The sequence below is a fragment of the Actinomycetota bacterium genome (assembly GCA_040905475.1).
Lineage (GTDB): Bacteria > Actinomycetota > AC-67 > AC-67 > AC-67 > DATFGK01.
The window spans coordinates 1-23,245 of sequence record JBBDRM010000063.1; the positions used below are offsets into that span (position 1 = coordinate 1).

Sequence of the window (23,245 nt, forward strand, 5' to 3'; positions counted from 1 at the left end):
ACTCCTGCCCGGTGAGGAGCATCAGCTCGTACATGATCTCGTCGGTGATGGAGCGCAGGACGAACCGGTCGTCCTCCTTGCCCGCGTAGCGCGAGAAGTCCAGCGGGCGGCCGTAGCGAACCCCGACCCGGACCCCCCGGATCCGCGGGAAGCGCTTGCTGGCCGGCTTGACCTCCCAGGTCCCGATGAGGCCGACGGGCACGATCGGGCAACCGGCGCGGAGCGCGAGCCGCGCGGCGCCGGTCTTGCCGCGGTATAGCTTGCCGTCCGGTGAGCGCGTGCCTTCGGGATACAGCGCGACCGCCATCCCCTTCTCGAGCTGCTCGAGACCGGCCTTCAGGGCGTTCTCGCCGGCCTCGCCGCCTTCGCGACGCACGGGGATGACGTTCACCGACTTGAAGAACCAGCTGATGTACCACTTGTCGAAGTAGTCGCTTTTGCCGAGGAACACCACGCGCCGCGGCAGCAAGAGCGGCATGAAGAGGCTGTCGAAGAAGGAGAGGTGGTTCGGGCAGAGGACGACTGGGCCCTCTTTGGGAACGTTTTCCAGTCCTTCAGCCCACGGCCGCCAAAGCAGCTTGATGATCGGACCAAGGACGATGTGCTTCAACAACCAGTAGAACACCGCGTCACCCACTCCCCATCCACGCGCGTGCCCTAGCCGGGGAAGGCACCCGCGTTAGGTTATACCGCGCGACCATGGGTCACAACTATCTTGACCAGCGACTTCGTATCGCGGTTGCTAGCGTAGCAGTCACACTTTTCGCACATGTTGCGAATCCGTGAAAAACAGGTGACTTCGTGAAGCGAGCCTCATCACCGCGTTTGCTTCCCGGCGCGGAACCGTTCGGATTCGAAGGCGACTCGCCCGAAACGGGCGTGCTCGTGATGCATGGATTCACGTCGACGCCGCAGAGCGTTCGTCCTTGGGCCGAGCATCTCGCGAAGAGCGGATGGACGGTGCTCGCGCCGCGTTTGCCGGGGCACGGCACCTCGATGGCCGACTTCGCGGAATCGACGCCGGCCGATTGGGTCGGCGAGGCGCAGATGTCGCTGGACGGCTTGTTCGAGCACTGCTCGTCGGTGTTCCTCTGCGGGATGTCGATGGGCGGCACGATCGTGCTCGACCTCGCAGCGCGGAACGCGGACCGTGTCGCCGGCGTCGTGTGCGTGAATCCGAGCGTGTACTCGAACGATCCGCGCGCGCGACTGGCGCCGCTGCTCGGGCGGCTTCCGTTCTCGGTGAAGGGCATCGGGAGCGACATCGCCGATCCGTCCCAGCGCGAACTCTGCTACGACCGGGTGCCCTTGCGAACCGCGGCGCGCCTGATCGGCTTCCAGGATGCCGTCAAGGCGGAGCTGCCCCAGGTCACCGCTCCTCTGCTGCTCCTCGGATCCCGCCAGGACCACGTCGTGCCGCCGGGGAACACGACCTACGTCGCCGAGCACGTCGGATCGACCGACGTCGAGGTGGTATGGCTGGAACGCTCGTACCACGTCGCGACGCTGGACTACGATGCCGACGTGATCTTCGAACGCTCCACCGAATTCATCGCCAAACGGCTGGCCGGCTAGCCCATGGACGAGGTGCGGGCTCCGGAGATCGACGACAGCATCGAGACGGTGTTCGTCGGTCACTTCGATCCGCTCGAGGTCCCGATCATCCTCGAGGCGCTGGCCGAGCAAGGGATCTTCGCGATGACGAAATCGTCGCTCGACGAAGAAGGATCGACCGCATACCCGATGCTCAACGACGGTCGCGGCTCGCTGCTGGTCGACCGAGCGCGGCAAGACGACGCGAGACGGATCATCGCCACCGAGGTCCCGGAGCGCATCGAGGAGCTCCGCGCCGGGCTCGCCGCGGAGACCGACACGACGGAGGCTCCAGACGACTTCGTCCCGTTCGGTTGGTTCGAGCCGGAGGTCGCCCGCGAGCTGCTCCGTCAGCTGGCCGATGCCACGATCGGGGCGGTTCCGGAGTATCCCCTCGACCGGCCGCCGCCGCCGTACGCGCGAACGGACGGCCGCGTGCGCGTACACGTCGAGGAGCTCTTTCTCCAAGAGGCGGAAGAGATGCTCGAGAACGAGGTACGCGAGGCGCTGATCGCGCGCGCCGTCGCGTTCACCGAGCCGCTCCTCGGCAGCGACGAGTCGTGACGTTCGAAGGGCTCGACGCGGTCACGTTCGACTGCTGGGGCACGTTGATCTTCGACAAGCCCGAGGTCGACGGGCGTACGTCGTACAACGTGCGGGTCGAGCACCTCGCGCGGATCGGAGGCCTCGAGCGCGAAGCCGCCGACGAGCTCCTCCAAGCCGCGTGGGCGCACCATCACACCGCCTGGCACGAGCTTCGCGGGTACGGAGCGCCCGGCATGGCCGAGCATTGCCTTCGCGCGCTCGGCATCGCGGACGCCGCGCGATTATCAGAATTGACCGACGCCTTCGAGGAAGCCTCGATCGAGTTCGGGGTCGAAGTCGTTCCGGGGGTGCCCGAAGCGATCGAGGAGATGCGGCGCCGCGGCCTCCGCACAGCGCTGGTGTGCGACACCGGCTTCACGCCGGGCCGGGTCGTGCGTCATCTGCTCGGCGAGCACGGGATCACTCCATTCCTCGACGTGCTGGCCTTCTCGGATGAGGTCGGCGTCCCCAAGCCGCACGAGCGGATGTTCCGCACGGCTTTGGACGGGATAGGCGTCGGTCCGGGGGAGGCCGCTCATATCGGCGACCTCCGCCGGACCGATGTTGCCGGCGCCCGGGCAGCGGGGATGCGGACGATCCGCTTCACCGGCGTCTACGACGACGACTCGGACCTTCCCGACGCAGACGTCGTGATCAAGGAGATGCGGGAGCTACCCGGCCTGATCGGGAGCCGGCCCTAAGCCGTCTTCACGTCCGCGTTCAGCGTCCACCCCGGGAACGCCGCGTCTGCATTGGTGCCGTCCACGCCCAGCTTCGAGGCAGTATCGAGCGGCTTCCAAGGCGGTGCCTCGAAGCATTCCTCCTCGGCGGTGCATGCGCGCACGTCGGTGACCGCGACCTCGGTGTCGGATAGCCACACTGGGACCACACCGGCGCCGATCTTGACCTCGCTTCCCTTGTCGACATCGAAGAAGTACACGCTCGGCTTCGAGCCACCGCCGTTGAGCGCGATCAGATCGCCGCCCGGGGAAATGGCCGGGTTCAGTCGCTCATCTGGGATCGCCAGCATCGTTCTCTTGTTGTCGGACACGCCGAGCCGGAACCAGTCGCCGGATCCCGAGTAGTCCTTGTAATAGATCGTCTTCGAGTCGCTCCCCCAGCGCCCGAACGTTCCCGCGCGGGCGGGGACGATGTCCTTGCCCTCGAGGTCGAGCACCCACATCGTGACCTTCAGCGGCGGATCACGGAACGTATCGACGACGAGCATCGACCTCCCGTCGGGCGACCATGCGACCGACACCTCGTCCTCGAGCCCGATGCCGCGGCCGAGGAGCACGGGGAAGGACTTCACCGTCCGGATCCTGCCGTCGCTGCGCGTCCAGATCCGCAATGCGGAGGCGCCCGCATCGTCGAAGTTGAGGAAGGCGACGGCGGACCCGTCGGGGCTCCAGTCGTAGCGGAAGATACTCCCGCCCTGGACCCGGAAGAGCTCTTTCGGGGTGCTCCCCGCTTTGAAGTCGAGCTCGAAGAGCGCGGGACCGGGCTTCTGCTCGTCGCTCCCCTCGACGAAGGACACCGTGTTGCGTCCGGTGAACTGCGGGAGGACCTCGACGACGGCGTCGCCGTCGGAGGTCAGGCGATAGTGAGAGCCGTCCTCGATCTCGTAGATCCAGAGGTCTTCCTTCAGATCCGCGGCCCATTCGGCGGCCGCGCAAGACGAGCTGGGGCAGTTCGAGGTCGTGGAGTAGACGAGCGCGGGACCCACGATCGGGATCGGCGAGGTCGTCGGCGTCGGGCCCGCTTGTCCGGGTTCTTCCTTCCCCCCACATGCGGCGAGCAGCAGGGCAGCCAGTGCGATGGCGAACGTGAAACGTTTCATCGAGCCTCCTCGATCGGATGGACAAACGGTAGACGAACCCGAGGCGGCGGGGGTTCTGCCCTTTGGTACATGATCCGGGCAGGCAGGGAACCACCACGCGGAAGACCGCGCGGCTGGGCTAGGCGACCACACGGGGCAGGTACGATGCCCGCCGTGGAGACCGAAGCCGTCGAGATACGCGGCCACATCATCGACTCGCTGATCCTGCCGCGGGTCTTGGACGAGATCGTCGAGGCCGGCGCCGACTATCGGATGGCCGCCTTCGAGGTTGGCAAGAGCCACGACGATCCCTCGTATGCCCGGATCGAGATCAGCGCCGAGCGCGAGGTGCTCGACCGGCTGCTCGGACGCCTCGCCGACCTGGGCGCCACTCCCCGAGATACCGGCGACGTCGAGCTCCTCGCGGCGGACATGGACGGCGTCTTCCCCGACACCTTCTACTCGACGACCAACCTCCCCACCCAGGTCCGGATCTCCGGCGAATGGGTCTGGGTCGAGAGCCCGGAGATGGACTGCGGCATCGTCGTCGACGGCCGCCGCGCTCGGACGATCCCGATGAGCGAGGTCGTGGCGGGTCAGCTCATCGTCTCGGGCCATGCCGGCGTGAAGGTCCACCCGCTCGAGCGTCCGCGAGGCGGCGCCGGGCAGACCTTCTCGTTCATGTCGAGCGAGGTTTCCTCCGAGAAGCCGCAGGGGCTCATGGTTCAGCGCATCGCGGAAACGATGCGGGGCGTGAAGGCCGAAGGTAAGAAGATCCTTTGGGTGCTCGGCCCGGCGGTCGTGCACACCGGCTCCGTCGAGGCGTTCTGCGCGCTGATCCGCTCCGGCTGGGTGGACGTCGCCTTCGCCGGTAACGCGATCGCGACCCACGACTCGGAGGCGGCGATCTTCGGAACGTCGCTCGGCGTCTCACTGACCGAGGGCGTCCCGAAGGAGCACGGCCACGAGCACCACATCCGCGCGATCAACGCGGTGCGGCGCGCCGGTTCTTTCAAGGCGGCCGTCGAGCAGGGTCTTCTCAAGGAAGGCGTGATGTTCCACCTCGTCACCCACGGCGTGGATTACGTGCTCGGCGGGTCCGTGCGCGACGACGGGCCGATGCCAGAAGTGATCACCGACGTGCTCGAGGCGCAGCGTCAGATGCGCGCGCGGGTGCCGGGCTTGGGGATGGCGGTGATGGTGTCGACGATGCTGCACTCGATCGCGACCGGGAACCTGCTGCCGGCCTCGGTGCCGATCGTATGCGTGGACATCAACCCTGCGGCGGTGACCAAGCTCGTGGACCGGGGATCGATCCAGTCGGTCGGCATGGTGACCGACGTCGGGCTCTTCCTGCGCCAGCTCGCCGACGCCCTCGACGCAAGATGAGAACCCTGACCGGATCTGCTCGACCTGGGCCAAGTGTGTCCCAAAACCTACGCGGGCCGTATGTTTTGGGACACGCTTCGGCGCGGAACCGGCAGATCGGCTCGAACGTTCCACGGGTGAAACGGCCGAAGCCAGGGCGGTTCTAGGCGAGCTCCACGACCACCGCGAGGTGGTCCGAGGCGACCAGCGGGAGGACGGCTGCGTCGCGTACCTCCATGCCAGACACCAGCACGTAATCGATCCGCGCGATGGGAGCATCCGCCGGGTACGTCAGCGACTGCTCCGGGCCGACGGCGGGGAACGAGTCGCGGAAACGACCCAGCAAGAGCCCGAGCACCCGGCTCGGCGGATGGTCGTTCAGGTCTCCGCCGATCACGACCGGATCGGGGACGCGTGACAATGCTTCGACGATCTCGTTCGCGTGCCGGATCCGCTCATCCGATGACAGGCCGAGGTGCGTCGCCGCGATCGTGACGCCCGAGTCGAGCCTCACGGCAACCATCCCGCGCGGCTGTCGGTCGGGCGTCCGGCTGAACCGCACATGGAGCACGCGGCGGTGTGGCTCCTTCGTCAGGATCGCGTTCCCGAACGGACGCACGCGCCAGGTCTGCCCGAACGTTGCCTGCATGCCCAGCGCCCGGGCGAGCTGCCGGAGATGCGAGCGGCGGACCTCAGCGAGCGTGAGCACGTCCGCGCCGGTCGCTCGCAGGACCTCGGCGACGCGGTCGACGCCGGCTCGGCAGCTCTGGATGTTGAACGTCGCGACGCGCACGCCGTCAGGCGACGATCTCTGTGCCGGCGCCGTCGAGCGCCTTCGCCGCCTGCGCGAGCCCGCAGATGACGGCGCGGCGCCCCTCCTTCACGGCTGCCACGGCCGCTTCGATCTTGGGTCCCATCGACCCCGGTGGGAACTGGCCATACTCGAGCGCCGCACAGGCATCGGCCACCGTCAGCCGCGATGCCGCACGCTCCCGGCGCGTGCCGCGGTCGATCACGACCTTCTCGATGTCGGTGAGGATGACGAGCGCTTCTGCGTCGACGGCGGACGCGAGCAGAGCTGCCGTGAGGTCCTTGTCGATAACGCCTTCGACGCCACGGTAGCCGCTCCCCTCGACGACGACGGGCACCCCTCCCCCACCCGCGGCGATCGCGACGATCCCGGAGGCGACCAGCGCACGCAAGGCCTCGCGCTCGACGATCTCACGCGGGCGCGGCGAGGGAACCACGCGTCGCCATGCGCCGCCGGGAAGCTCCGTGACGGGGATCAAGGCGCGGCGAAGCTCGCGGGCCTGCTCGGCGGACAGGTGTGGGCCGACCGGCTTGGTCGGTCGCGCGAACGCCGGGTCCGCGGGGTCGACGACGACCTGCGTGACGAGCGATGCCACGGGGTTGTCGATATGGCGTCGGCGGAGCGCGCCGGTGAGCTCCTGCTGCATGAGATAGCCGAGCTGACCCTGGGTCTGGGCGACGAGCAGGTCGAGCGGCATGGCCGGGACCGAATGCTCGGCGGCGTGCTGCTGGATCATCAGCGCACCGACCTGCGGGCCGTTGCCGTGCGTCACGACGAGATCGTGGCCGGCCGCGGCGAGCTCTCCGAGGCCCTCGCACGCCTCGCGTACGGCGGCCCGCTGCTCGTTCGCCGAACCGCGCTCGCCGCGCTGGAGGATGGCGTTCCCGCCGAGGGCGACGACGACGCGCACGGGGAAAGGCCTGCGCTCAGCCGGTGACGGGGCGGAGCACGTCGACCAGCGTCGGGGAGCCGACCTCCTCGAGCTCGTAGGACACGCGGTAGGCCGGGACCTTGATGTCGACGACCTTGCGCAGGTCGATCGGCGTCGCTATCAGCACCGCATCGGCACCCGCCGCGTTGATCGTCTCGGCGAGCTCGGCCCGTTGCTTGTCCGAGTAGCCCATCGCGGGGATCAACGGACCCACGATCGAGTATCTCTCGAAGGTCTCGCGGATCGAGCCGACCGCGAACGGCCGCGGGTCGATGAGCTCGGCGCCCGCCTTGCGCGCGGCCAGGACGCCGGCGCCGTAGGCCATGTCCCCGTGCGTGAGTGTGGGACCGTCCTCGACCACCAGGACCCGCTTGCCTCGCAGATCGATATTGGTGTCTTCGATGGTGATAGGAGATGCCGCCTTGACGAGCGTCGCTCCGGGATTGAGCTCGACGACGGACGCCTCCACTTCGGCCACCTGTTCGGGCGTGGCGGAGTCGACCTTGTTGATGACGATGGCGCCCGCCATCCGTACGTTCGCTTCGCCCGGGTGATAACGACGCTCATGCCCGGCGCGCAGCGGATCCACCACGACGATGTGCACGGTCGGAGCGAAGAACGGCAGGTCGTTGTTCCCGCCGTCCCACACGATCACGTCCGCCTCTGCTTGCGCCTTGGCGAGGATGTCCGCGTAATCGACGCCGGCGTACACGACGTGGCCGGCACGGATCGTGGGCTCGTACTCCTCGCGCTCCTCGATGGTGACGCCGGCGGCGTCGAGGTCGGCGTCGTTCGCGAAGCGCTGACAGCGCTGAGCCTCCAGATCGCCGTACGGCATCGGGTGGCGCACCGCCACGGTGCGCTTCCCGGCGTTACGAAGGATCGTGAGCACGCGACGGGTGGTCTGCGACTTGCCTGCGCCGGTGCGGGCGGCACAGACGGCTACGACGGGAACCGCCGAAGGCAGCATCGTCTCTCGCGAGCCGAGCAAGCGGAACCCGGCACCGGCAGCCAGCGCGATCGAGCCCTGGTGCATGACGTGCTCGTGCGGCACGTCGGAGTAGGCGAAGACGACGTCATCGACGTTCTCGCGTCGGACCAGGTCGGCGAGCTGATGCTCCTCGACGATCGGGATCCCTTCGGGATAGTGCGGGCCCGCGAGCGACGGCGGATACCGTCGGCCGGCGATGCCGGGGATCTGCGTTGCCGTGAAAGCGACCACCTCGGCGGTCGGGTCGTCCCGGTAGACGGTGTTGAAGTTGTGGAAATCGCGCCCGGCCGCGCCCATGATCACGACGCGGCGTCGTTCCCGGCTCGGATCCGTCATGGCCGCCATTGTACGGACGCGGAGCGCCCGGTCCGCGGGTGGATGGTTTTGCCCGGTCCCCTTAGCCGGCCGGGGCGACCTCGTACCCGGCGTCCGCGATGGCCTGGGAGATCTGCTCGAGGCCGACCAGGCCGGAGTCGAAGATCACTTCGACCCGGGCGTCTGCATGGCTCGCGGTGCACGAGGCGACACCCTGGAGGCGCTTCAAGGCCTTGCTGATCGATTCCTCGCAACCCGTGCAGTCCATCCCGGTGACGTCCAGTACCTTCTTCTCCATCGCTCCCCCTTACGCGGTGTACGCGGGCGTCTTCTTGAGCCTGAGCGCGTTGCCGACGACGGACACGCTCGAGGCGGCCATCGCCCCCGCCGCCAGCATCGGGTTCACGAGCCCGACGGCGGCCAGCGGGATCAGCGCCGTGTTGTAGAAGAACGCCCAGAACAGATTCTGCATGATGGCTCGGTAGGTCCGCCTGGCGAGGTGGATCGCCGTCGGCACCCCGAGCAGATCATCTCCGACCAGCGTGATATCGGATGCCTCGATCGCGACGTCGGTGCCCGAGCCGATCGCGATGCCGAGCTCGGCCTGGGCGAGCGCCGGTGCGTCGTTGATGCCGTCGCCGGCCATCGCAACGCGTTTGCCTCCGGCCTGGAGACGCTTCACCTCATCGACCTTGCCGGCGGGCAGCACCTCCGCGCGGACGTTCTCGATGCCGACCTCGCGAGCGATCGCTTCGGCGGAGGCCCGGTTGTCGCCGGTGAGCATGACGACCTCGAGCCCGAGCTCGCGCAAGGCGCGTACCGCGGCTGCCGAGGTTGGCTTGATCGTGTCGGCCACCGCGATGAGCCCGCGCACGCGGTTGCCCCAGCCGACGCCGAACGCCGTCTTGCCCTGACCTTCCAGCGCGCCGCGCCGATCATCGAGCTCCGCGCACGAGACGAGGCCGTTCTCGGCGAGCAGAGCCGGCTTGCCGACCACGACGCGGCGGCGGCCGACTGTGCCGATCGCGCCGAGCCCGCCGGCGGCTTCGAACTTGGTCACCGCCGGGCGGTCGAGACCGCGCTCCTCGGCAGCGGCCACGACGGCTCGAGCGATCAGGTGCTCGCTCGAGGCCTCGACCGCGGCGGCGATCCGGAGCACTTCGTCGGGGGTCGCGGCTTTGTCGTTCCACTCGTCCGCAACGACGTCCGTCACGCGCATCTTTCCCTGGGTGATCGTCCCCGTCTTGTCGAGCACGACAACGTCGATGGTGCGCGATCGCTCGAGCACTTCTCCGTTGCGGATCAGGATGCCGAGCTGCGCGCCGCGTCCGGTCCCAACCATGATCGCCGCCGGCGTCGCGAGCCCCATCGCGCACGGGCACGCGATGATCAGGACCGCCACCGCGGGAACGAGCGCGTCGCCGACGTCGTGTCCCGTCGCCAACCAGGCGACGAACGTCGCGGCCGCGATCACGAGCACGATGGGAACGAACACCGCCGCCACCCGGTCGGCGAGCCGCTGGATCGGAGCCTTCGAGCCTTGGGCCTCTTCGACCAGGCGCACGATCTGGGCGAGAACGGTGTCGGCCCCGACGCGGGTCGCCTCGACCGTAAGCACGCCGTGCTGGTTGATCGTGCCGCCGATCACGTCGTCGCCGACGTCCTTCTCGCGCGGCACCGACTCGCCGGTAACCATCGACTCGTCGACCGCAGACAGGCCGGCGCGGACGACGCCGTCGGTTGGGATCTTCTCGCCGGGCTTCACGAGCAATAGATCGCCGGGACGCACCTGGTCTGCAGGGACCATGAACTCGGAGCCGTCGCGGATCAGGCGCGCTTCCTTGGCGCCGAGACGGATCAGATCACGGATCGCCGCGGACGCCCGGCCGCGCGAAGTCGCCTCGAGGTACTTGCCCAGCAAGATCAGCGTGATGATCGTGCCGGCGGTCTCGAAGTACACGTCCTCGCGCCCGGCGACGACCGCCCACGCGCTGTAGACGTAGGCCGTCAAGGTTCCGACGGCGATGAGCGTGTCCATGTTGGCTTCGCGCCGGCGGGCCAGCTTGGCGGCGTTCGCGAGGAACCCCCACCCGGCCCAGAACTGCACCGGTGTGACGAGCACCCACGCGGTCACCATGGCCCAGCGAGCGTCGGAGAGCATGGCGATCGCCATCGCTGGGACGCTCAGGATCGCGGCCACGACGAAGTGACGGAGATGGCCTCGAGCCTCGGTCGACGCGCGTTCGTCCACGCCGGCGTCGGGCAGGCGAGCACCGTATCCGGAACGCTCAACCGCGGCGATGAGGGTGCCGGAGTCGGCCCGATGCTCGCCATCGACCAGCACCCGGGCTCGCCCGGTCGCGAAGTTGACGTTCGCTTGGACCACGCCGGACTGTCGCGTAAGGACCTTTTCGATCCGCGTCGCGCAGGAGGCGCAGGTCATGCCCTCGAGGTCGAGTTCGATCGGATCTTGCTGGGTGGCTGCCATCGTGTCGTCTAGTATACCCCCTGGGGGTATACGGAATCCAGCCGGCTCAGATCAGCTCGCGGGCCAGTGCGGCGGCGCCAACCACCCCGGCGTCGTTGCCGAGTTCGGCGAGCACGACGCGGACCGGGGTGCGCCAGGACGGGCCGAGCACGTGCGCCATCATTGCCTCGCGCGCCGGCCCGAGAAGCAGCTCGCCCGTGCCTGCGGCGGCACCGCCCCCGATGACGATCACCTCGGGGTCGAAGATGTTCACGATGCTGGCCAGCCCGATGCCAAGGAGCCGGCCGATCGTGGCGACGACGTCTCGGGCGAAGGCGCTGCCGGCAAGCGCTGACTCGCCGACGAGCTCGCCGGTGATCGCCTCGAGGTTCCCCCCGACCGACGCGAGAAGGTCGGCGCCGGCCCCGCCCTCGACCCGCTGTCGCGCGAGCCGACCGATCGCGGTGCCGGAGGCGACGGCCTCCCAGCAGCCGCGGTTCCCACAGCCGCACACCGGTCCGTCGGGATCGATCACGATGTGTCCGAGCTCCGCGCCCACCCCGTAATGCCCGCGATAGATGCGGCCGCCGATGATGATGCCACCGCCGATCCCGGTGCCGACGGTGATCATGATCTGATCGCCGGCGCCGCGCCCGGCTCCGTGGAGCGCCTCGGCGAGCGCGGCGACGTTGGCGTCGTTGTCGACGACGACCGGGAGGCCCAGCCGGTCTTGAAGCGTGTCGCGCACGGCCACGTTGCGGTAGGCGAGGTTCGGCGCGCCGAGGATCACACCTCGAGCGACGTCCACGAGCCCAGCCGCTCCGACGCCGGCGGCGGCCGCGGCCGGCGCTGCCGCCTTCATCTCGCGCGCGACTTTGAGCATCGATGAGACGATCGCGCTGGGCTCATCCGACTCGGTCGGCACCTGGCGGCGGGCGATGACGTTCCCATCGGGATCGACGACCGCGGCGGCGATCTTCGTCCCGCCGACGTCGATGCCGATCGTTGGAGGAGGGCTCACCTAACGCTGATCCGTTGGAGCGTGTTCACTTGTTCCCAACGGTCGGCTTGCGACTCGACGAGGGCTCGGAAGGCGAGAAAGAGCTCGTGGCCTGCAGCCATGAGATGTTCCATCGCCTCGGGCCGGCTCTGCTGCAACGCGTACAGCGACATGCAGATCGGGCAGACGAGGCACTGCGCGGACATGCCCGGCATGAACGGTGACGCCGGTGGAACGTCGCCCGTCGCATCGTAGCGGTGCGGCGGCTCCTGTGGAGTCTCGCGGCGCGACCGCTTGGGGGGTGCTTCCCTGCTCGGCGGCTTGCGCGATGCCCTGCGCGGAGTCCGTGCGGACGACTTCTTAGCCGCCGGCTTCTTCTTCGCCGGCATCAGGCTCCCCCTCGAGCGGCCCGACGCGGCGCGGGTGGCGGCGGCTCGGCCGCACCGCCGCGGGGCTCGCGACGCTCGAACGTGATGTTCAACCGCCCGTCCTCGAACGCCGCGTCCGCGATCTCGAGCCGCGACAGCACCGTCGGAAGCATGAGGCTTCGCCGGTACGGACCCACCTTGACGTGGATGTCGTCACCCTTCCGCATCAGATCCAGCTCGCCCTTGTCGGTGAACGCAAGGCGCAGCGACAGCACGTACTTGTCGCCGCTCCTGCGCACCTGCACCGGATCGTCCTTGTAGAGGATCGAGGTCGGGTCTTGCTTCCCGTAGAGATCCTTCCCGAGCTTGTCGAGGAGCTTCACGCCGATCATCTCGCGGTCGTACAGCGGGACCGTGAGCACCGGCACCGGTGAGAACGATTCACGGATCGTCTCGAGGTGCTCGCTCTGGACCGCCTTCCATTTCTCGAAGTAGGGGTCGTGAACCTCGTCGGGCAGGAGCCGGTTGCACACCACGGCGTCGACCCGGTAGCCGAACAGGTTGAGGTACGTGTAGGTTCGACGCGCCTCGGCGATCACCATCTTCTCGGCGTTCATCACGAGCCGCACGGTGCTCGTCTTCTGATCGGTCAGCAGGCCGCGCACATCCTCGAGGGTGTGGTGCATCCGCTCGATCGCCTTGAAGACCTGATCGTTGGCGATGAGCGGGCCGATCACTCGGTTGAAGACGGGCCGCACGACCTTGGCGACCTTGCGCTCGATGGGGAAGATCCGCTCGAAGTACCAGTTGAGCACGTCGGGAAGGCTAAGGAGGCGCAGCGTTTCGGCGGTCGGGGCGCAGTCGACGACGAGCAGGTCGTAGGAGCCGTCGTCGGAGGCGCGCTTCACGTCGGTGAGGCTGAAGAGCTCGTCGAGGCCCGGGATGACCGATAGCTCCTCGGCGCTGATCGCGTCGACGCCGCCCCACTCCATGATCCCGAGCACGTACTCCTGGATCTCACGCCAGCCCTCCTCGAGCCGTTCCTGGGCGTCGATCTGCTGTCCCCACAGGTTCGGAGCGACCTCGGTCGGGTTGCTGCCGAGCGGGACGTCGAACGCATCGGCGAGCGAGTGCGCAGGATCGGTCGACATCACGAGCGTACGAACGCCCGCGCGAGCGGCGCGAACGGCGGTAGAGGCGGCGACGGTGGTTTTCCCGACGCCGCCTTTGCCGGTAAAGATAAGGATGCGCATAGGAGGGACCTGGAGCATACCGGCGGCCCTCAGGCCCAACAACCGACCTGCTCGCGAGTTTGACCGATCCACGTCTGGATGGAAAGGCTTACCCAAGGAGGTGGAGCGGATGCTGGATGCGTTCACGTGGTACAAGCAAGCGGCCCTGAAATGGAAGGGTCAAGGGCTCACGGTGCACATCGACCCGTGGGGCATCCCGGATGGGGAAGAGGCCGCGGATCTCGTCCTGATCACGCACGCGCACTTCGATCACTTCAACCCGGAGGACTTCGCGAAGGTCGTCAAGGACGGAACGATCATCGTCGCCCCCGAGGACGTCGCGCGCGACTGCGTCGCGAGCGGAGACGTCCGCCCGGTCAAGCCGGGACAGACGATCGAGGCGGCCGGGCTGCAGATCCATACGATCCCCGCGTACAACATCGCGAAGGAACGGCTCGAGATGCATCCGCGCGATAACAATTGGGTCGGATACGTCGTCGAGCTCGGCGGGAAGATGACCTATCTCGCCGGCGACACCGATCACGTCCCGGAGATGGCCGACATCAAAACGGATATCGCGTTCGTGCCGGTCGGCGGCACCTACACGATGGACGTCGCTGAGGCTGCCGGTGCGATCAAGGAGATCTCGCCGAAGCTCGCCGTGCCGTACCACTTCGGCTTCGTGGTGGGAACGCGCTCCGACGGCGACGACTTCCTGCAGGCGATCGCACCGATCGAGGGTACGGTCATGAAGCCGGTCAACCCGTTCGAGTGCTGACCTGAAAGCGATTGAGCCGATAATCTCGCCGGCTCAGGCCTTGGATTCCACGCGCTTCTTGAGTCCCTTGAGCGCGGTGTCGATCACGAGCTTCTCCATCTGACGCTTGATGAAGCCGAGCATAGGGATCGTGATGTCGACCTTCGCCTTGTAGGTCACATGGGTCTTCGAACCGTCGGGCTCGAGGGTGTAGTCGCCTTGGAGATCCCGCAGGCCGTGCCCTTCGACGAAGACCCAAGACACGCCGCCGTCGTCCGGCTTGTAGGTGTACTCGAGGATGTAGTCGGCCTTCATCGGACCTTGCGAAACCTCGTAGTAGACCTTCTTCCCGCGCTTGGAATCGTCGCGCTCGCGGACCTCGACCTTCTTGATCTGGCCGGCCCATTCCGGATAGGCCTCGTAGTCCTCGATCACGGCCATGATCGCCTTCGGATCGGCGTTGATGTCGATCGAGCCCTCAGTCTTGTCGGCCATGGCACTCCCCCATCTCAGCCGGTCCGCGCACACGTATCCTTCCAGCCGTGGACGACGCCCGTCGAATCCTCCTCCTCCGCGGAGCGCGGGCCTTCGCGTACGGCTTCACGAGCGTCCTGCTCGGCATCCATCTGGCCGACGTGCTGTCGCCGGCGAAGGCAGGCGCGATCCTCACCGCCACCCTCGCCGGTTCCGCCGCGCTGACGTTCGGACTCGGCGTCCGCGGCCATCGGATCGGACGTCGGCGCGCGCACATCTTCCTTTCGGCCGCGATGGCCGCTGCGATGACGGTGTTCGCGTTCACGACCTTGTTCCCCGCGCTCATCCTCGCCGCGCTGACCGGCACGGTCGCCGTTGCCACACTCGAGGCAGGTCCGTTCGCGGCGCTCGAGCAAGCGATGCTCCCGCACGTCGTCGCGACGGAGCAGCGCAACCGCTGGTTCGGCCGATACACGGCGGTCGCCGCGATCCTCGGCTCGCTCGGGGCGCTCACCGCCGGAGGCCCGGACGTGATCCGGCGTGTCTTGTCCGAGGCACCATCGACCCAGCGCTGGTTCCTGCTCCCGGCTGCGCTCGCGGTGGCGTCGGCCTTGATCGCGACCCGGCTGTCGACGGACGTCGAGGCCCCGACCGACCAACCGGCGCCTCTGCAGCGGTCGAAAGGCACCGTCGCGAAGCTCTCGGCGCTGTTCGCGCTCGACGGGCTCGGCGGGGGCTTCGTCGTGCCTGCGCTGGTCGCTTACTGGTTCCGAACCGAGCACGGGACGAGCGCCGAGATGCTCGGACTCGTGTTCTTCGGGGTGGGCGTGCTTCAGTCGGTCTCGTTCCTCGCTGCGGCACGGCTCGCCGACCGGTTCGGCCTCGTGAACACGATGGTGTTCACGCACCTGCCGTCGAACCTGCTCCTCGCGGCGATCCCGCTCGCCCCGAATGAAGGAGCCGCGATCGGGTTCCTGCTCGCGCGCCACGCGCTCAGCCAGATGGACGTGCCGGCCCGGCAGTCCTACGTCGTGGCGGTGGTCGACGAGGAGGAGCGCACCGCGGCGGCGATGTTCACGAACACCTCGCGCTCGGTCGCGCAGGCGGTGAGCCCGGCGGTGTCGGGCCCGGCGATCACCGCGGCCGGAGCGGGGATCCCCTTCTTCATCGGCGCCGGGCTGAAGATCGTCTACGACGTGCTCTTGTACCGCTCGTTCCGGGGTGTGCGCGCGCCGGAGGAAGTGCGCGGATGACGACCGTGCGCGCCGTCCTGTTCGACTTCGGCCACACGCTCGTCGACTTCGCCCGCACCGAGGAGGCGCTGCGGGATGCGTACGGCGTCGTCCGCGACCGGCTGGCCGGCTGGGTCGAAGATCGTGCGCCTCCCGACGTGGACGAGCTCGTGGAGCGGATCGCCGGCGCGGTCGACGCGATGGTCGGACGTTCCTACGCGGAGCGAAGGCTCGAAGAGCTCGACCAGATCTCGCTCTTCGCCGAGGCCTTCGCGGCGATCGGCTACGAGCTGCCTCCCGAGCTGCTGCTCGAGGTGGCCGAGATCGACCACGACTCGTTCTCGCATTCACTCGTCGCTCCCGAATCAACGCTCTCAACGCTCGGAACGTTGAAGGACATGGGACTGCGGCTCGGGCTCGTGTCCAATGTCTCGCTCTTTCCGCACCGGATGCGCGGCGACCTCGAGAGCCTGGGACTGGCCCAGCTCCTGCACGGTGCGGTGTTCTCGAGCGAGGTCGGCGTTCGGAAACCCGACCCGCGGATCTTCGTGCAAGCGCTGCGACAGATCGGCGGCGAGGCGGCGTCGGCCGTGTTCGTGGGCGACCGGCTCAACGACGATGTCGTCGGCGCGCAGGCGGTGGGGATGCGAACGATCCTCACGCGCGAGTTCCGTCAAGAAGATCCGGGAGACATCGAGCCCGACGCGGTGGTCGAGCGGCTCGCGGAGGTGCCGGACGTGATCGCCGGCTGGTGATGCGCTAGGGCGCGCCGCGGCCGGCGAGCGCAGAGCCGAGCAGCCCGAAGATGAGCAGGGCGCTCAACGCGGCGGACAGCCACGTGAGCGCGTGAGGCGGAAGCACCGGCCGTTCGTCGCCGTCGGCGAGGCGCATCGTCTCGAGCATCGAAACGAGCCAGACCCCGGCCGCCGAGAGAACGAACGCGATGCCGACCATCCGTACGACGGCGCGGCCGGCCGCCGGCGGACGCGTGAGCAGAAGGATTGACAGGCCCAGGGTCCAGAGATAGAGGACCACACGCGCCACCCCCGCGCCGGCCCGGCCGAGCGACCAGTGACCGAGCCCGGGGAGCGCGGCGGAAAGCGCGACCGCGCGTCCGGACGGTACGGGTCGGACGGCCACCTTCTCCGGCCGAGCGAAGAACGAGGTGAACGCCGAGCCGCAGCGAGCGCAGGTCTCGGCGTCCATGGGATTCGGCGAATCGCACGCCGGGCATGTCCAGGTGAGCAACTCGCCCGCGCGACTCACCTCCGGGCGCGCAACGGAAATGTCGGACGCGTCTGCGTCCGCCGCGCCGAACCGCTCGAGACATTGGCCGCACCACTCGGCGTCGGAAGGATTGCCGGCGCCGCAGCGGGGACAACGAACGAGACCAGGTGTCGCCTCGGGCATACCTATCGAATCGGCACGACCGGGACGGGACTGGAGCGTCGCGTCAGACGCGTCCTTCGAGGCGGTCTTTCAGGGCGTTGATGCCTCGCCGGACCGCCCAGCGGTGCCGCCGCACCGCGGAGGACATCCGGCGCGCGCGACCCCTGTCGCCACGCTCGACGTCGAGGTAGTAGTGCACGATCGTGCCCGCCTTGAACGCCTCGAGCCACCACTCGCCGCGGCCCTGGAGCTCGCCGCGATCGAGCCACCACGTGACGCCTTCGCCGGGCCGTAGCCCATCGAGGCGGGCATCGAACGAGACCGGCCGGGCGAGGCGCCGGAAACCGGGGGCCCGGAGCGATACCCGGCCGTCCTCGGGAGCGACGCGGATGCCGGGCCACCATTCGGCGATGCGCTGCGTCTCGGTCAGCGCGTCGTAGACGCGCTTCGGCGGCGAATCGATGAAGAACTCGTCGGTCGTGTTCGTCTTGGACACGTAGCGGAGTATAGGCCCGGCCCCCAGGGAGCAGCCTCGGTGGGTGCGTAGTAGGCTCAGCTCGGACCAGCGACTCGAAGCCAGCAACTCGAGGGAGGACGCCGTGGTCGTTACCGAAGAGCGACTGAAGCAGACCCGTCGCCCCGACGGGAAGCGCACCTGGACACGCCGGCTCGCCGTCTCGTGGGCGGCTGCGATCTTCGGGCTGATCGCCTTCGAGCCGGTACCCACCAACGCGAACGCGCCGGAGCCGATGTGGGCGACGGTCGCCGCCGTCGCGTTCCTCGGCTCTCTCGCGGTCATGTCCGTCGGCCTCGCCAAGCAGCACCGGTGGGCGTTCACGGTTTCCGGCGGCGCGGGCGTGCTCGGGATGTTCCTCGCGTGGGCGTGCCTTGCGACGGGCCATCATCTCGGCGCGTGGTGGATGATCGAGCTCGTAACTTTCGGCGCGCTCACGGCGCTGAGCATCACCGCCGCCGAACACTCCAAGTCGTAGACGCATGCCCCCCGAGCGCGACCGCGATCCGGCCGGCCGCCCCCGCAACACGCGACCCCGCGACGAGCTGGGGCGCCCCCTGCCGCGCGACGCGTCCAACCGCATGCCGGAGGAGCCGCCTGCCGCGTCGCCCGGGGAAGCACTGGCGCGTGGCATCGAGCACTTCAACGCGGGCCGCTACTTCCAAGCCCATGAAGCCTGGGAGGAGGGCTGGCATGCTTCGCCCGAACCCGAGCGCGATTTCTGGCAGGGCCTCACCCAGCTTGCCGTGGGCCTGACGCATCTGCAACGCGGCAACGCGCACGGCGCGACGACGTTGCTCCGCCGCGGCGCTCGTCGGCTTCGCCCCTACGGCGCATCGCACATGGGCGTGTCCGTCGCTCCGCTCGTCGCGTTCGCCGACGACGCCGCCGATCGGATCGAGAGCGAGGGCCTCGATGCGAAGGTCGAGCCGCCCACGGTAAAGCGGACGGACGGATGACCGAGCCGGTTCGGGAAACCTACGGCGACTTCACCTCGATCGTCGGCGAGAAGCCCTCGTGGGTCATCGGCGGTTTCCAGCTTCCGGACGGCACATTCTGGGAGTACCGCGAGCCCGACGCCGTCGCCGTCGTGCAGAACGGCCGCCTCCGCGTCGCCGTTCGCCAGCTCACGAGGGCGAACGACAAGGTCCAGATCCTCGACAACGCCAAGCACATGTTCTTCTCCGCGCGGGTGTTCGACGTCCCGCCCGGCGGCGGCATCTCGTTCGAGCTCGAGATCAGCTCGAAGTGCTCGGGAACCACGCCGGGAGACCTCTACGACGGCTTCGTTTCCTTCAACCTCCTGGACTTCAGCGAAGGCGGCGCGCTTGACTGGTTCGTCGGGCACGACCGCATCGCTCCCGTCTACGCGCGGCTCCCGTTCCCCGGGGTGCAAGCCGAGGACGCGCGGCCGATGAAGTACTTCGCCATGTTCGAAGAGCTCGAGCACTCCCCCGCCGTGCGCCGGCGCGTGCGGATCGCCTACGACCGCGCGACCGACGACTGCCGCTGGTGGCTCGACGGCGAAGAGGTTTGGCGATTCACGCCGCCGGTGAAGTTCAACGGCTTCGTCGCCGCGCTCGGGATCATGACCGAGAAGGACCTAACCGCGGACGGCTCGGTGTCCGTTCATGGGCAGGGCGTGCTGGGCGAATGGTCCCCGCTCGAGATCACGACGTGGGAGTCCGGCTCGGCCAGGCCGGGAGAGCTGTTCGGCTGAACCTTCAGTCTGCAGGGCCCTCGAGGTTCGGCAACATCCCAGGCTGCGATAGAGGGTTTTTTCTCGGGGAGGGGAACCCTTGGATAATGTTCGCGTCTAGAGCCTTGATTGGGGTGGTGCTGCTCACTGCGGGGTGTAGCGGCAATGTGGTTTCGGTGGGTGGAGAGGTTTCGGGCCAGCCTACTGCGGAGCCGAGCGAGTCTTCCTCGGTGAGCGGATGCGAGTCTGAATGGATTGCACCAGGCAAGTCGTGCCGCTTCGTCCTGGCCGGCACAGAGGTCGCGTTCAGTGCCGATGCATACTCTATGGACCCCGCGGACCCGGCCAGCGTGCACATACTCGTAGAGGTCGACGGCCGATCGTATGGATGGGAATGCACTGGGGATCCGTCCTCAGAAGTTCCGGGAGATGCAACGCCGAAACCAGGCGAGACATGGGCGGGCTGCAACTTCGATTACGCGGTTCCTCAGGAGCTCACCGGTTCGGAAGCCACCTGCCGCGTCGATGGGCGCCCGAAAGGAACCTATAGCTGTAGCTCCGCCTAGGGTTTACTCGCGCCAGACGCCGGACTTCGCGCGCTCGCGCATGTCGAACTTCCCGAAGTAGCCGGCGTCGGCGAGAGCGAGCATCTCGGCGTGCGGTTCTTCGAACTGGTCGGGCGACTTGGCGAGGCTCGCGCTTGCGCTGCCCGGCAGGACCGGGGGCGGAAGGGGGATATCGGGGATCACCTCGAGCGGGTTCTCGCCGTCGGTGGCTTCGATGGTTGGGCTCTGCGCGCACCACAGGCTGGCGAGATGGACCGGGATGAACGGCGGCTCGCTCGGCAGCTCGACCCGCGGCGCTTGGCCGAAGTCGAGAACCTCCGCGAGGTTGTTGGCGAACCCGTCACGGGTCACGGGGTTGCTGACGGTTCCGACGACGGGATCAAGTCCGAAGTTCCACTCGATCATCTTCAGGATCGAGGTGTGGTCGTACACGTTCGCGCCGACGAAGTTCGGCTTCGAGAATGGGGACGCGAGGATCGTAGGAACGCGAAAGCCGAGCTGCCCCCAATCGTCGCAATGATTGGTGCTTGCCATCGGATCCGGCGCAGTGGGTGGGGCGACGTGATCGTAGAAGCCGCCCCACTCGTCGTACGTCATGACCCACGCAGCTCCCTTGCCGGTGGACGTGTCGTACCACTGCGGCCCCTCCGCAACGGCGAGGAACGCGTCCTGGATGAAGCGCTGTCCTGCCTTGATGTCGCGGGCGGGATGGTCGTCGTTCCCGTAGGTGAAGAACGCGGGGTCGATGAACGCGACCTTGGGCAAGAGGCCGAGCGCCGCGTCGATGTAGAAGTCAGTGATGTGGCGCACCTTGCCGGGATTCTCGTAGATCTCATGGAAGAACAGCGCGATCGTGGGCACGTCGCTCCCGTAGAACGCCCAGTCGACGCCGGCGTCGTTGAGCCGGTCCCAGATCGTCGGCCACCGGTGCCCCAGCGGAAGCAGATCTGCGGGGTTCGTGAAGTCGGGCACGGGGATGTAGTTGCCCTGGTGCCCGCCCCCCTGCGCGGAGTGCAGATACAGCCGGTTCGGGAACGTCGGCCCCAGCACCGAGCAGAAGTAGTTCGAGAAGGTCGTGTAGTTCTCGGCGAGCCACGCGCTGAACGGGATGTCCTCGGCCTCGAGGTATCCCATCGCGACCTTGCCGGAACGCTCGTAGAAACCGTTGACCTGTCCGTGGTTCAGCTGGACGCGGCCGCCGTTCCAGCCGTGATCCGGGTCGGGGATCTGACAGTGGGTCTCGAGATGGAACGTGTCGACCGGCGTCGGGTCGTCCACCGCGAGCGTCGCGACGGGCGAGCATCCGTCGGGCGGCGCTTCGAGGCTGGTCGGGTTGGAGAAGCCCTCCTGCATGCCGCCGAAGTCCGGGCCGCGCCAGCCGAAGTAATGGTCGTACGACCGGTTCTCCATCATCCCGACGACGATCGTCGTGAAATGGTTGCCGCCGGGATCGGGCAGAGCCGCGGCGCTCGACTTCGGAAGGAGCGCGCGCGCGAGCCCCGTGCCTTGCGCGAGGGCGAGCCCGGAGATCCCGAGCATCCCCTTCAGGAACTTGCGTCGTTCGAGGCGCTTCGCCGCCAGCTCGCGGCCGTACTCGGTCCAATCGCTCATCCGGTCCCCCTCGTGTCAGAGCAAGAGATTCGACCGATAGGTGGGAAACCCTGCCGGGGAGGGGTGAACCCGGGCCGAACGCGCCGCTAACGCAGGGCCACGCGGATAACGAGTGAGACGATCAGGACGAGCTGCGTGAGCACCGATGAACCCAGCGTCGCGCCCAGAAGCTGCAGGTAGTTCGGCAGGATCGGGTCGCGTCGGGCCCGGCGAACCGCCGCGGCGAGCGGGACCGCCCCCACGATCGCCACGGCCGCGCCCGGCGGCCACAAGCCCGCGATGCACTGTCCGATGAGGATCCCGTACGAGGCCACGATCGCGATCCACGAGAGGGTGAGCGCCTTGTCCGGACCGAGCACGGCGACCGGCGTCAGCTTCCCGGAGCGGGCGTCGGCCTGCCAGTGCAAGAAATGATGATGGTAGAGAACCAGCGTCGTGAGCAGGCCGGGGACCAGAGACGCCCACGCCGCGTCCGGGGTTATGTCCTTCACCTGCACGTAATAGGAACCGACGAGCGGCAGGTAGCCGAAGGCCATGAAGATCCCGACCTCGCCCAGACCTCGGCCCCGGTATCCGTAGCGGATCGGCGGTGCGACGTAGAAGACGGCGAGCAAGAACCCCACAGCGCCGAGCACCAGCACGAGCCACCCACGCGCCGCCGCGAGCACGACCCCACACGCCAGCGCGATCGCGAACAAGCCGGCGGCCAGACGAAGCGTCGCCTCGCGGCTCATCACGCCCGACGCGATGAGCCCGGTTCCCGTCGCGAGGCCGGCCGGGTCTTGCCGCGCGGCCTCGTCGGCGCCGGACGCCTCGTCGAAGTAGTCGTTCACCACGTTCGCCCCGAGGTGCATCGCGGCCGCGCCGAACAGCGTCAGGAGGAACCACCCCCACGCGAAGACCCCGGTGTGCGACCAGGCGAGGCTCGCGCCGACCGCGACGGGGGCCAGCATGACCGGGAGGACCTTCGCGCGCGTGGCGCGCGCGAGCAGAGCGGGGCCGCGTTCCGGCAGTTCCTCAGGCAAAGGTGAATTCCGTGACCGGCGGCCGCGTCGTGATGTCGGTCAGCTTGAGCCGGTCGACGTGGACGCGCACGGCCGTCCACTTAACCATCCGCAAGAACGGCCCCGCCGCCGGCGACTTGCCTTCGAGCCGTTTCATGATCGCGTCCGCGTCGGCGTCGTCCTCGACCAGCTCGACGTGACCCGTCCCCTGTGCCCAGCGGTCGGGATGATCACCTGCGACGACGAACGCGATGCGGCGGGTCTGCTTGATCATGGCGAGCTTGCGTGAGGTGTTTATCAGCGCGCAGCACAGGTCGAGCCTGCCTGCCGTGGGCTCGTCCTCGACGAAGAACACCTTGGCGATCCAGGGCTCGCCCTCGGAGGCGGCCGCGATCGACATCGTGTGGTACCGGTCGAACAGGTCTTTGATCGCGTCGACCCGCTCGCCGACCTCGCCTTCGGTCGGTTCCCGGTCCTCGAGCGTGTCCTCAGCCTTCATCGGCCGCCAGGCTAGTGTCC

General features: G+C 68.1%; 26 protein-coding genes. 10 read left to right on the forward strand and 16 right to left on the reverse strand.

What is annotated here, in order from left to right:
- On the reverse strand, nucleotides 1-637 hold a 637-nt coding region (locus WEB06_05675), incomplete at its 3' end, for a lysophospholipid acyltransferase family protein (protein MEX2555103.1).
- Nucleotides 638-801: 164 nt separating this feature from the next.
- On the opposite strand from WEB06_05675, the gene WEB06_05680 reads away from it, so the two are divergent.
- The 3 genes from WEB06_05680 to WEB06_05690 are packed head-to-tail and all read left to right on the forward strand — an operon-like array spanning nucleotide 802 to nucleotide 2,879.
- On the forward strand, nucleotides 802-1,575 hold the full coding sequence (locus WEB06_05680) for an alpha/beta fold hydrolase (GenBank protein MEX2555104.1): 774 nt from the start codon (nucleotides 802-804) through the stop codon (nucleotides 1,573-1,575).
- A gap of 3 nt (nucleotides 1,576-1,578) precedes the next feature.
- Entirely contained in the window at nucleotides 1,579-2,157 is a 579-nt protein-coding gene (locus WEB06_05685; protein ID MEX2555105.1) for a hypothetical protein, read from the forward strand.
- Complete coding sequence (locus WEB06_05690; GenBank protein MEX2555106.1) at nucleotides 2,154-2,879, forward strand: HAD family hydrolase; 726 nt, start codon at nucleotides 2,154-2,156, stop codon at nucleotides 2,877-2,879. The genes WEB06_05685 and WEB06_05690 overlap by 4 nt, the downstream gene beginning before the upstream one ends.
- On the opposite strand, the gene WEB06_05695 is transcribed toward WEB06_05690, so the two are convergent.
- Nucleotides 2,876-4,018: a hypothetical protein gene (locus WEB06_05695; GenBank protein MEX2555107.1), complete on the reverse strand. Its 1,143-nt coding sequence runs from the start codon at nucleotides 4,016-4,018 to the stop codon at nucleotides 2,876-2,878. The two genes, WEB06_05690 and WEB06_05695, sit on opposite strands and share 4 nt — an antisense overlap.
- A gap of 153 nt (nucleotides 4,019-4,171) precedes the next feature.
- On the opposite strand from WEB06_05695, the gene WEB06_05700 reads away from it, so the two are divergent.
- Nucleotides 4,172-5,386 (forward strand): TIGR00300 family protein, encoded by a 1,215-nt coding sequence (locus WEB06_05700; GenBank protein MEX2555108.1) that lies wholly within the window; start codon nucleotides 4,172-4,174, stop codon nucleotides 5,384-5,386.
- A 142-nt stretch (nucleotides 5,387-5,528) separates the two neighbouring features.
- Here the strand turns inward: WEB06_05700 and WEB06_05705 are convergent, their stop codons facing one another.
- The 8 genes from WEB06_05705 to WEB06_05740 all read right to left on the reverse strand — a co-directional run bounded on the left by WEB06_05705 (nucleotide 5,529) and on the right by WEB06_05740 (nucleotide 13,519).
- On the reverse strand, nucleotides 5,529-6,158 hold the full coding sequence (locus WEB06_05705; GenBank protein MEX2555109.1) for an endonuclease/exonuclease/phosphatase family protein: 630 nt from the start codon (nucleotides 6,156-6,158) through the stop codon (nucleotides 5,529-5,531).
- Between the two features lie 4 nt (nucleotides 6,159-6,162).
- On the reverse strand, nucleotides 6,163-7,086 hold the full coding sequence (locus WEB06_05710) for a carbamate kinase (protein ID MEX2555110.1): 924 nt from the start codon (nucleotides 7,084-7,086) through the stop codon (nucleotides 6,163-6,165).
- Between the two features lie 16 nt (nucleotides 7,087-7,102).
- Nucleotides 7,103-8,434, reverse strand: coding sequence for a GTPase (locus WEB06_05715; protein ID MEX2555111.1), 1,332 nt, complete (start codon nucleotides 8,432-8,434; stop codon nucleotides 7,103-7,105).
- 61 nt (nucleotides 8,435-8,495) lie between these two features.
- Nucleotides 8,496-8,711: a heavy-metal-associated domain-containing protein gene (locus WEB06_05720; GenBank protein ID MEX2555112.1), complete on the reverse strand. Its 216-nt coding sequence runs from the start codon at nucleotides 8,709-8,711 to the stop codon at nucleotides 8,496-8,498.
- A 9-nt stretch (nucleotides 8,712-8,720) separates the two neighbouring features.
- Nucleotides 8,721-10,901, reverse strand: a complete 2,181-nt coding sequence (locus WEB06_05725; protein ID MEX2555113.1) for a heavy metal translocating P-type ATPase — start codon at nucleotides 10,899-10,901, stop codon at nucleotides 8,721-8,723.
- Between the two features lie 46 nt (nucleotides 10,902-10,947).
- Nucleotides 10,948-11,901, reverse strand: coding sequence for an ROK family glucokinase (locus WEB06_05730; GenBank protein MEX2555114.1), 954 nt, complete (start codon nucleotides 11,899-11,901; stop codon nucleotides 10,948-10,950).
- On the reverse strand, nucleotides 11,898-12,269 hold the full coding sequence (locus WEB06_05735; GenBank protein ID MEX2555115.1) for a DUF5304 family protein: 372 nt from the start codon (nucleotides 12,267-12,269) through the stop codon (nucleotides 11,898-11,900). The genes WEB06_05730 and WEB06_05735 overlap by 4 nt, the downstream gene beginning before the upstream one ends.
- Nucleotides 12,269-13,519 (reverse strand): ArsA family ATPase, encoded by a 1,251-nt coding sequence (locus WEB06_05740; protein MEX2555116.1) that lies wholly within the window; start codon nucleotides 13,517-13,519, stop codon nucleotides 12,269-12,271. Before WEB06_05740 ends, WEB06_05735 begins: the two co-directional genes overlap by 1 nt.
- A 91-nt stretch (nucleotides 13,520-13,610) precedes the next feature.
- On the opposite strand from WEB06_05740, the gene WEB06_05745 reads away from it, so the two are divergent.
- Nucleotides 13,611-14,258: an MBL fold metallo-hydrolase gene (locus WEB06_05745; GenBank protein ID MEX2555117.1), complete on the forward strand. Its 648-nt coding sequence runs from the start codon at nucleotides 13,611-13,613 to the stop codon at nucleotides 14,256-14,258.
- 33 nt (nucleotides 14,259-14,291) lie between these two features.
- Here WEB06_05745 and WEB06_05750 read toward each other — a convergent pair whose 3' ends face one another.
- Complete coding sequence (locus WEB06_05750; GenBank protein MEX2555118.1) at nucleotides 14,292-14,732, reverse strand: SRPBCC family protein; 441 nt, start codon at nucleotides 14,730-14,732, stop codon at nucleotides 14,292-14,294.
- 47 nt (nucleotides 14,733-14,779) lie between these two features.
- On the opposite strand from WEB06_05750, the gene WEB06_05755 reads away from it, so the two are divergent.
- Nucleotides 14,780-15,964: an MFS transporter gene (locus WEB06_05755; GenBank protein MEX2555119.1), complete on the forward strand. Its 1,185-nt coding sequence runs from the start codon at nucleotides 14,780-14,782 to the stop codon at nucleotides 15,962-15,964.
- Nucleotides 15,961-16,698 carry an HAD family hydrolase gene (locus tag WEB06_05760; protein MEX2555120.1) on the forward strand — a complete coding sequence of 246 codons (738 nt, stop codon included), beginning with the start codon at nucleotides 15,961-15,963 and terminating at the stop codon, nucleotides 16,696-16,698. Before WEB06_05755 ends, WEB06_05760 begins: the two co-directional genes overlap by 4 nt.
- A gap of 4 nt (nucleotides 16,699-16,702) precedes the next feature.
- Here the strand turns inward: WEB06_05760 and WEB06_05765 are convergent, their stop codons facing one another.
- Together WEB06_05765 and WEB06_05770 are read right to left on the reverse strand one after the other, a co-directional pair.
- Nucleotides 16,703-17,353, reverse strand: coding sequence for a zinc ribbon domain-containing protein (locus WEB06_05765; GenBank protein MEX2555121.1), 651 nt, complete (start codon nucleotides 17,351-17,353; stop codon nucleotides 16,703-16,705).
- Nucleotides 17,354-17,396: 43 nt separating this feature from the next.
- Nucleotides 17,397-17,828, reverse strand: coding sequence for a hypothetical protein (locus WEB06_05770; GenBank protein MEX2555122.1), 432 nt, complete (start codon nucleotides 17,826-17,828; stop codon nucleotides 17,397-17,399).
- 103 nt (nucleotides 17,829-17,931) lie between these two features.
- Here WEB06_05770 and WEB06_05775 point away from each other — a divergent pair, with 103 nt between their 5' ends.
- From WEB06_05775 to WEB06_05785, 3 genes are read left to right on the forward strand one after another with little or no spacing between them, the layout of a single operon-like run.
- A complete protein-coding gene (locus WEB06_05775; protein ID MEX2555123.1) occupies nucleotides 17,932-18,324 on the forward strand; it encodes a hypothetical protein in 393 nt (130 codons plus the stop codon).
- 4 nt (nucleotides 18,325-18,328) lie between these two features.
- Nucleotides 18,329-18,805: a DUF309 domain-containing protein gene (locus WEB06_05780; GenBank protein MEX2555124.1), complete on the forward strand. Its 477-nt coding sequence runs from the start codon at nucleotides 18,329-18,331 to the stop codon at nucleotides 18,803-18,805.
- The gene (locus WEB06_05785) at nucleotides 18,802-19,566 is read left to right on the forward strand and encodes a DUF6081 family protein (protein ID MEX2555125.1); all 765 of its coding nucleotides are present in this window, start codon (nucleotides 18,802-18,804) and stop codon (nucleotides 19,564-19,566) included. Before WEB06_05780 ends, WEB06_05785 begins: the two co-directional genes overlap by 4 nt.
- A 548-nt stretch (nucleotides 19,567-20,114) precedes the next feature.
- Here the strand turns inward: WEB06_05785 and WEB06_05790 are convergent.
- The 3 genes from WEB06_05790 to WEB06_05800 form a co-directional block, all read right to left on the reverse strand.
- Complete coding sequence (locus WEB06_05790; GenBank protein MEX2555126.1) at nucleotides 20,115-21,722, reverse strand: alkaline phosphatase family protein; 1,608 nt, start codon at nucleotides 21,720-21,722, stop codon at nucleotides 20,115-20,117.
- 86 nt (nucleotides 21,723-21,808) lie between these two features.
- Entirely contained in the window at nucleotides 21,809-22,747 is a 939-nt protein-coding gene (locus tag WEB06_05795; protein ID MEX2555127.1) for a prenyltransferase, read from the reverse strand.
- A complete protein-coding gene (locus WEB06_05800) occupies nucleotides 22,740-23,225 on the reverse strand; it encodes a pyridoxamine 5'-phosphate oxidase family protein (protein ID MEX2555128.1) in 486 nt (161 codons plus the stop codon). The genes WEB06_05795 and WEB06_05800 overlap by 8 nt, the downstream gene beginning before the upstream one ends.
- Nucleotides 23,226-23,245 lie beyond the last annotated feature (20 nt).

Coding starts and splice junctions, on each gene's coding strand:
- WEB06_05735 (MEX2555115.1), bottom strand. CDS start 12,269: ATGCCGGCGAAGAAGAAGCCGGCGGCTAAGAAGTCGTCCGCACGGACT.
- WEB06_05760 (MEX2555120.1), top strand. CDS start 15,961: ATGACGACCGTGCGCGCCGTCCTGTTCGACTTCGGCCACACGCTCGTC.
- WEB06_05790 (MEX2555126.1), bottom strand. CDS start 21,722: ATGAGCGATTGGACCGAGTACGGCCGCGAGCTGGCGGCGAAGCGCCTC.
- WEB06_05695 (MEX2555107.1), bottom strand. CDS start 4,018: ATGAAACGTTTCACGTTCGCCATCGCACTGGCTGCCCTGCTGCTCGCC.
- WEB06_05715 (MEX2555111.1), bottom strand. CDS start 8,434: ATGACGGATCCGAGCCGGGAACGACGCCGCGTCGTGATCATGGGCGCG.
- WEB06_05685 (MEX2555105.1), top strand. CDS start 1,579: ATGGACGAGGTGCGGGCTCCGGAGATCGACGACAGCATCGAGACGGTG.
- WEB06_05765 (MEX2555121.1), bottom strand. CDS start 17,353: ATGCCCGAGGCGACACCTGGTCTCGTTCGTTGTCCCCGCTGCGGCGCC.
- WEB06_05800 (MEX2555128.1), bottom strand. CDS start 23,225: ATGAAGGCTGAGGACACGCTCGAGGACCGGGAACCGACCGAAGGCGAG.
- WEB06_05740 (MEX2555116.1), bottom strand. CDS start 13,519: ATGCTCCAGGTCCCTCCTATGCGCATCCTTATCTTTACCGGCAAAGGC.
- WEB06_05745 (MEX2555117.1), top strand. CDS start 13,611: ATGCTGGATGCGTTCACGTGGTACAAGCAAGCGGCCCTGAAATGGAAG.
- WEB06_05750 (MEX2555118.1), bottom strand. CDS start 14,732: ATGGCCGACAAGACTGAGGGCTCGATCGACATCAACGCCGATCCGAAG.
- WEB06_05725 (MEX2555113.1), bottom strand. CDS start 10,901: ATGGCAGCCACCCAGCAAGATCCGATCGAACTCGACCTCGAGGGCATG.
- WEB06_05720 (MEX2555112.1), bottom strand. CDS start 8,711: ATGGAGAAGAAGGTACTGGACGTCACCGGGATGGACTGCACGGGTTGC.
- WEB06_05785 (MEX2555125.1), top strand. CDS start 18,802: ATGACCGAGCCGGTTCGGGAAACCTACGGCGACTTCACCTCGATCGTC.
- WEB06_05780 (MEX2555124.1), top strand. CDS start 18,329: ATGCCCCCCGAGCGCGACCGCGATCCGGCCGGCCGCCCCCGCAACACG.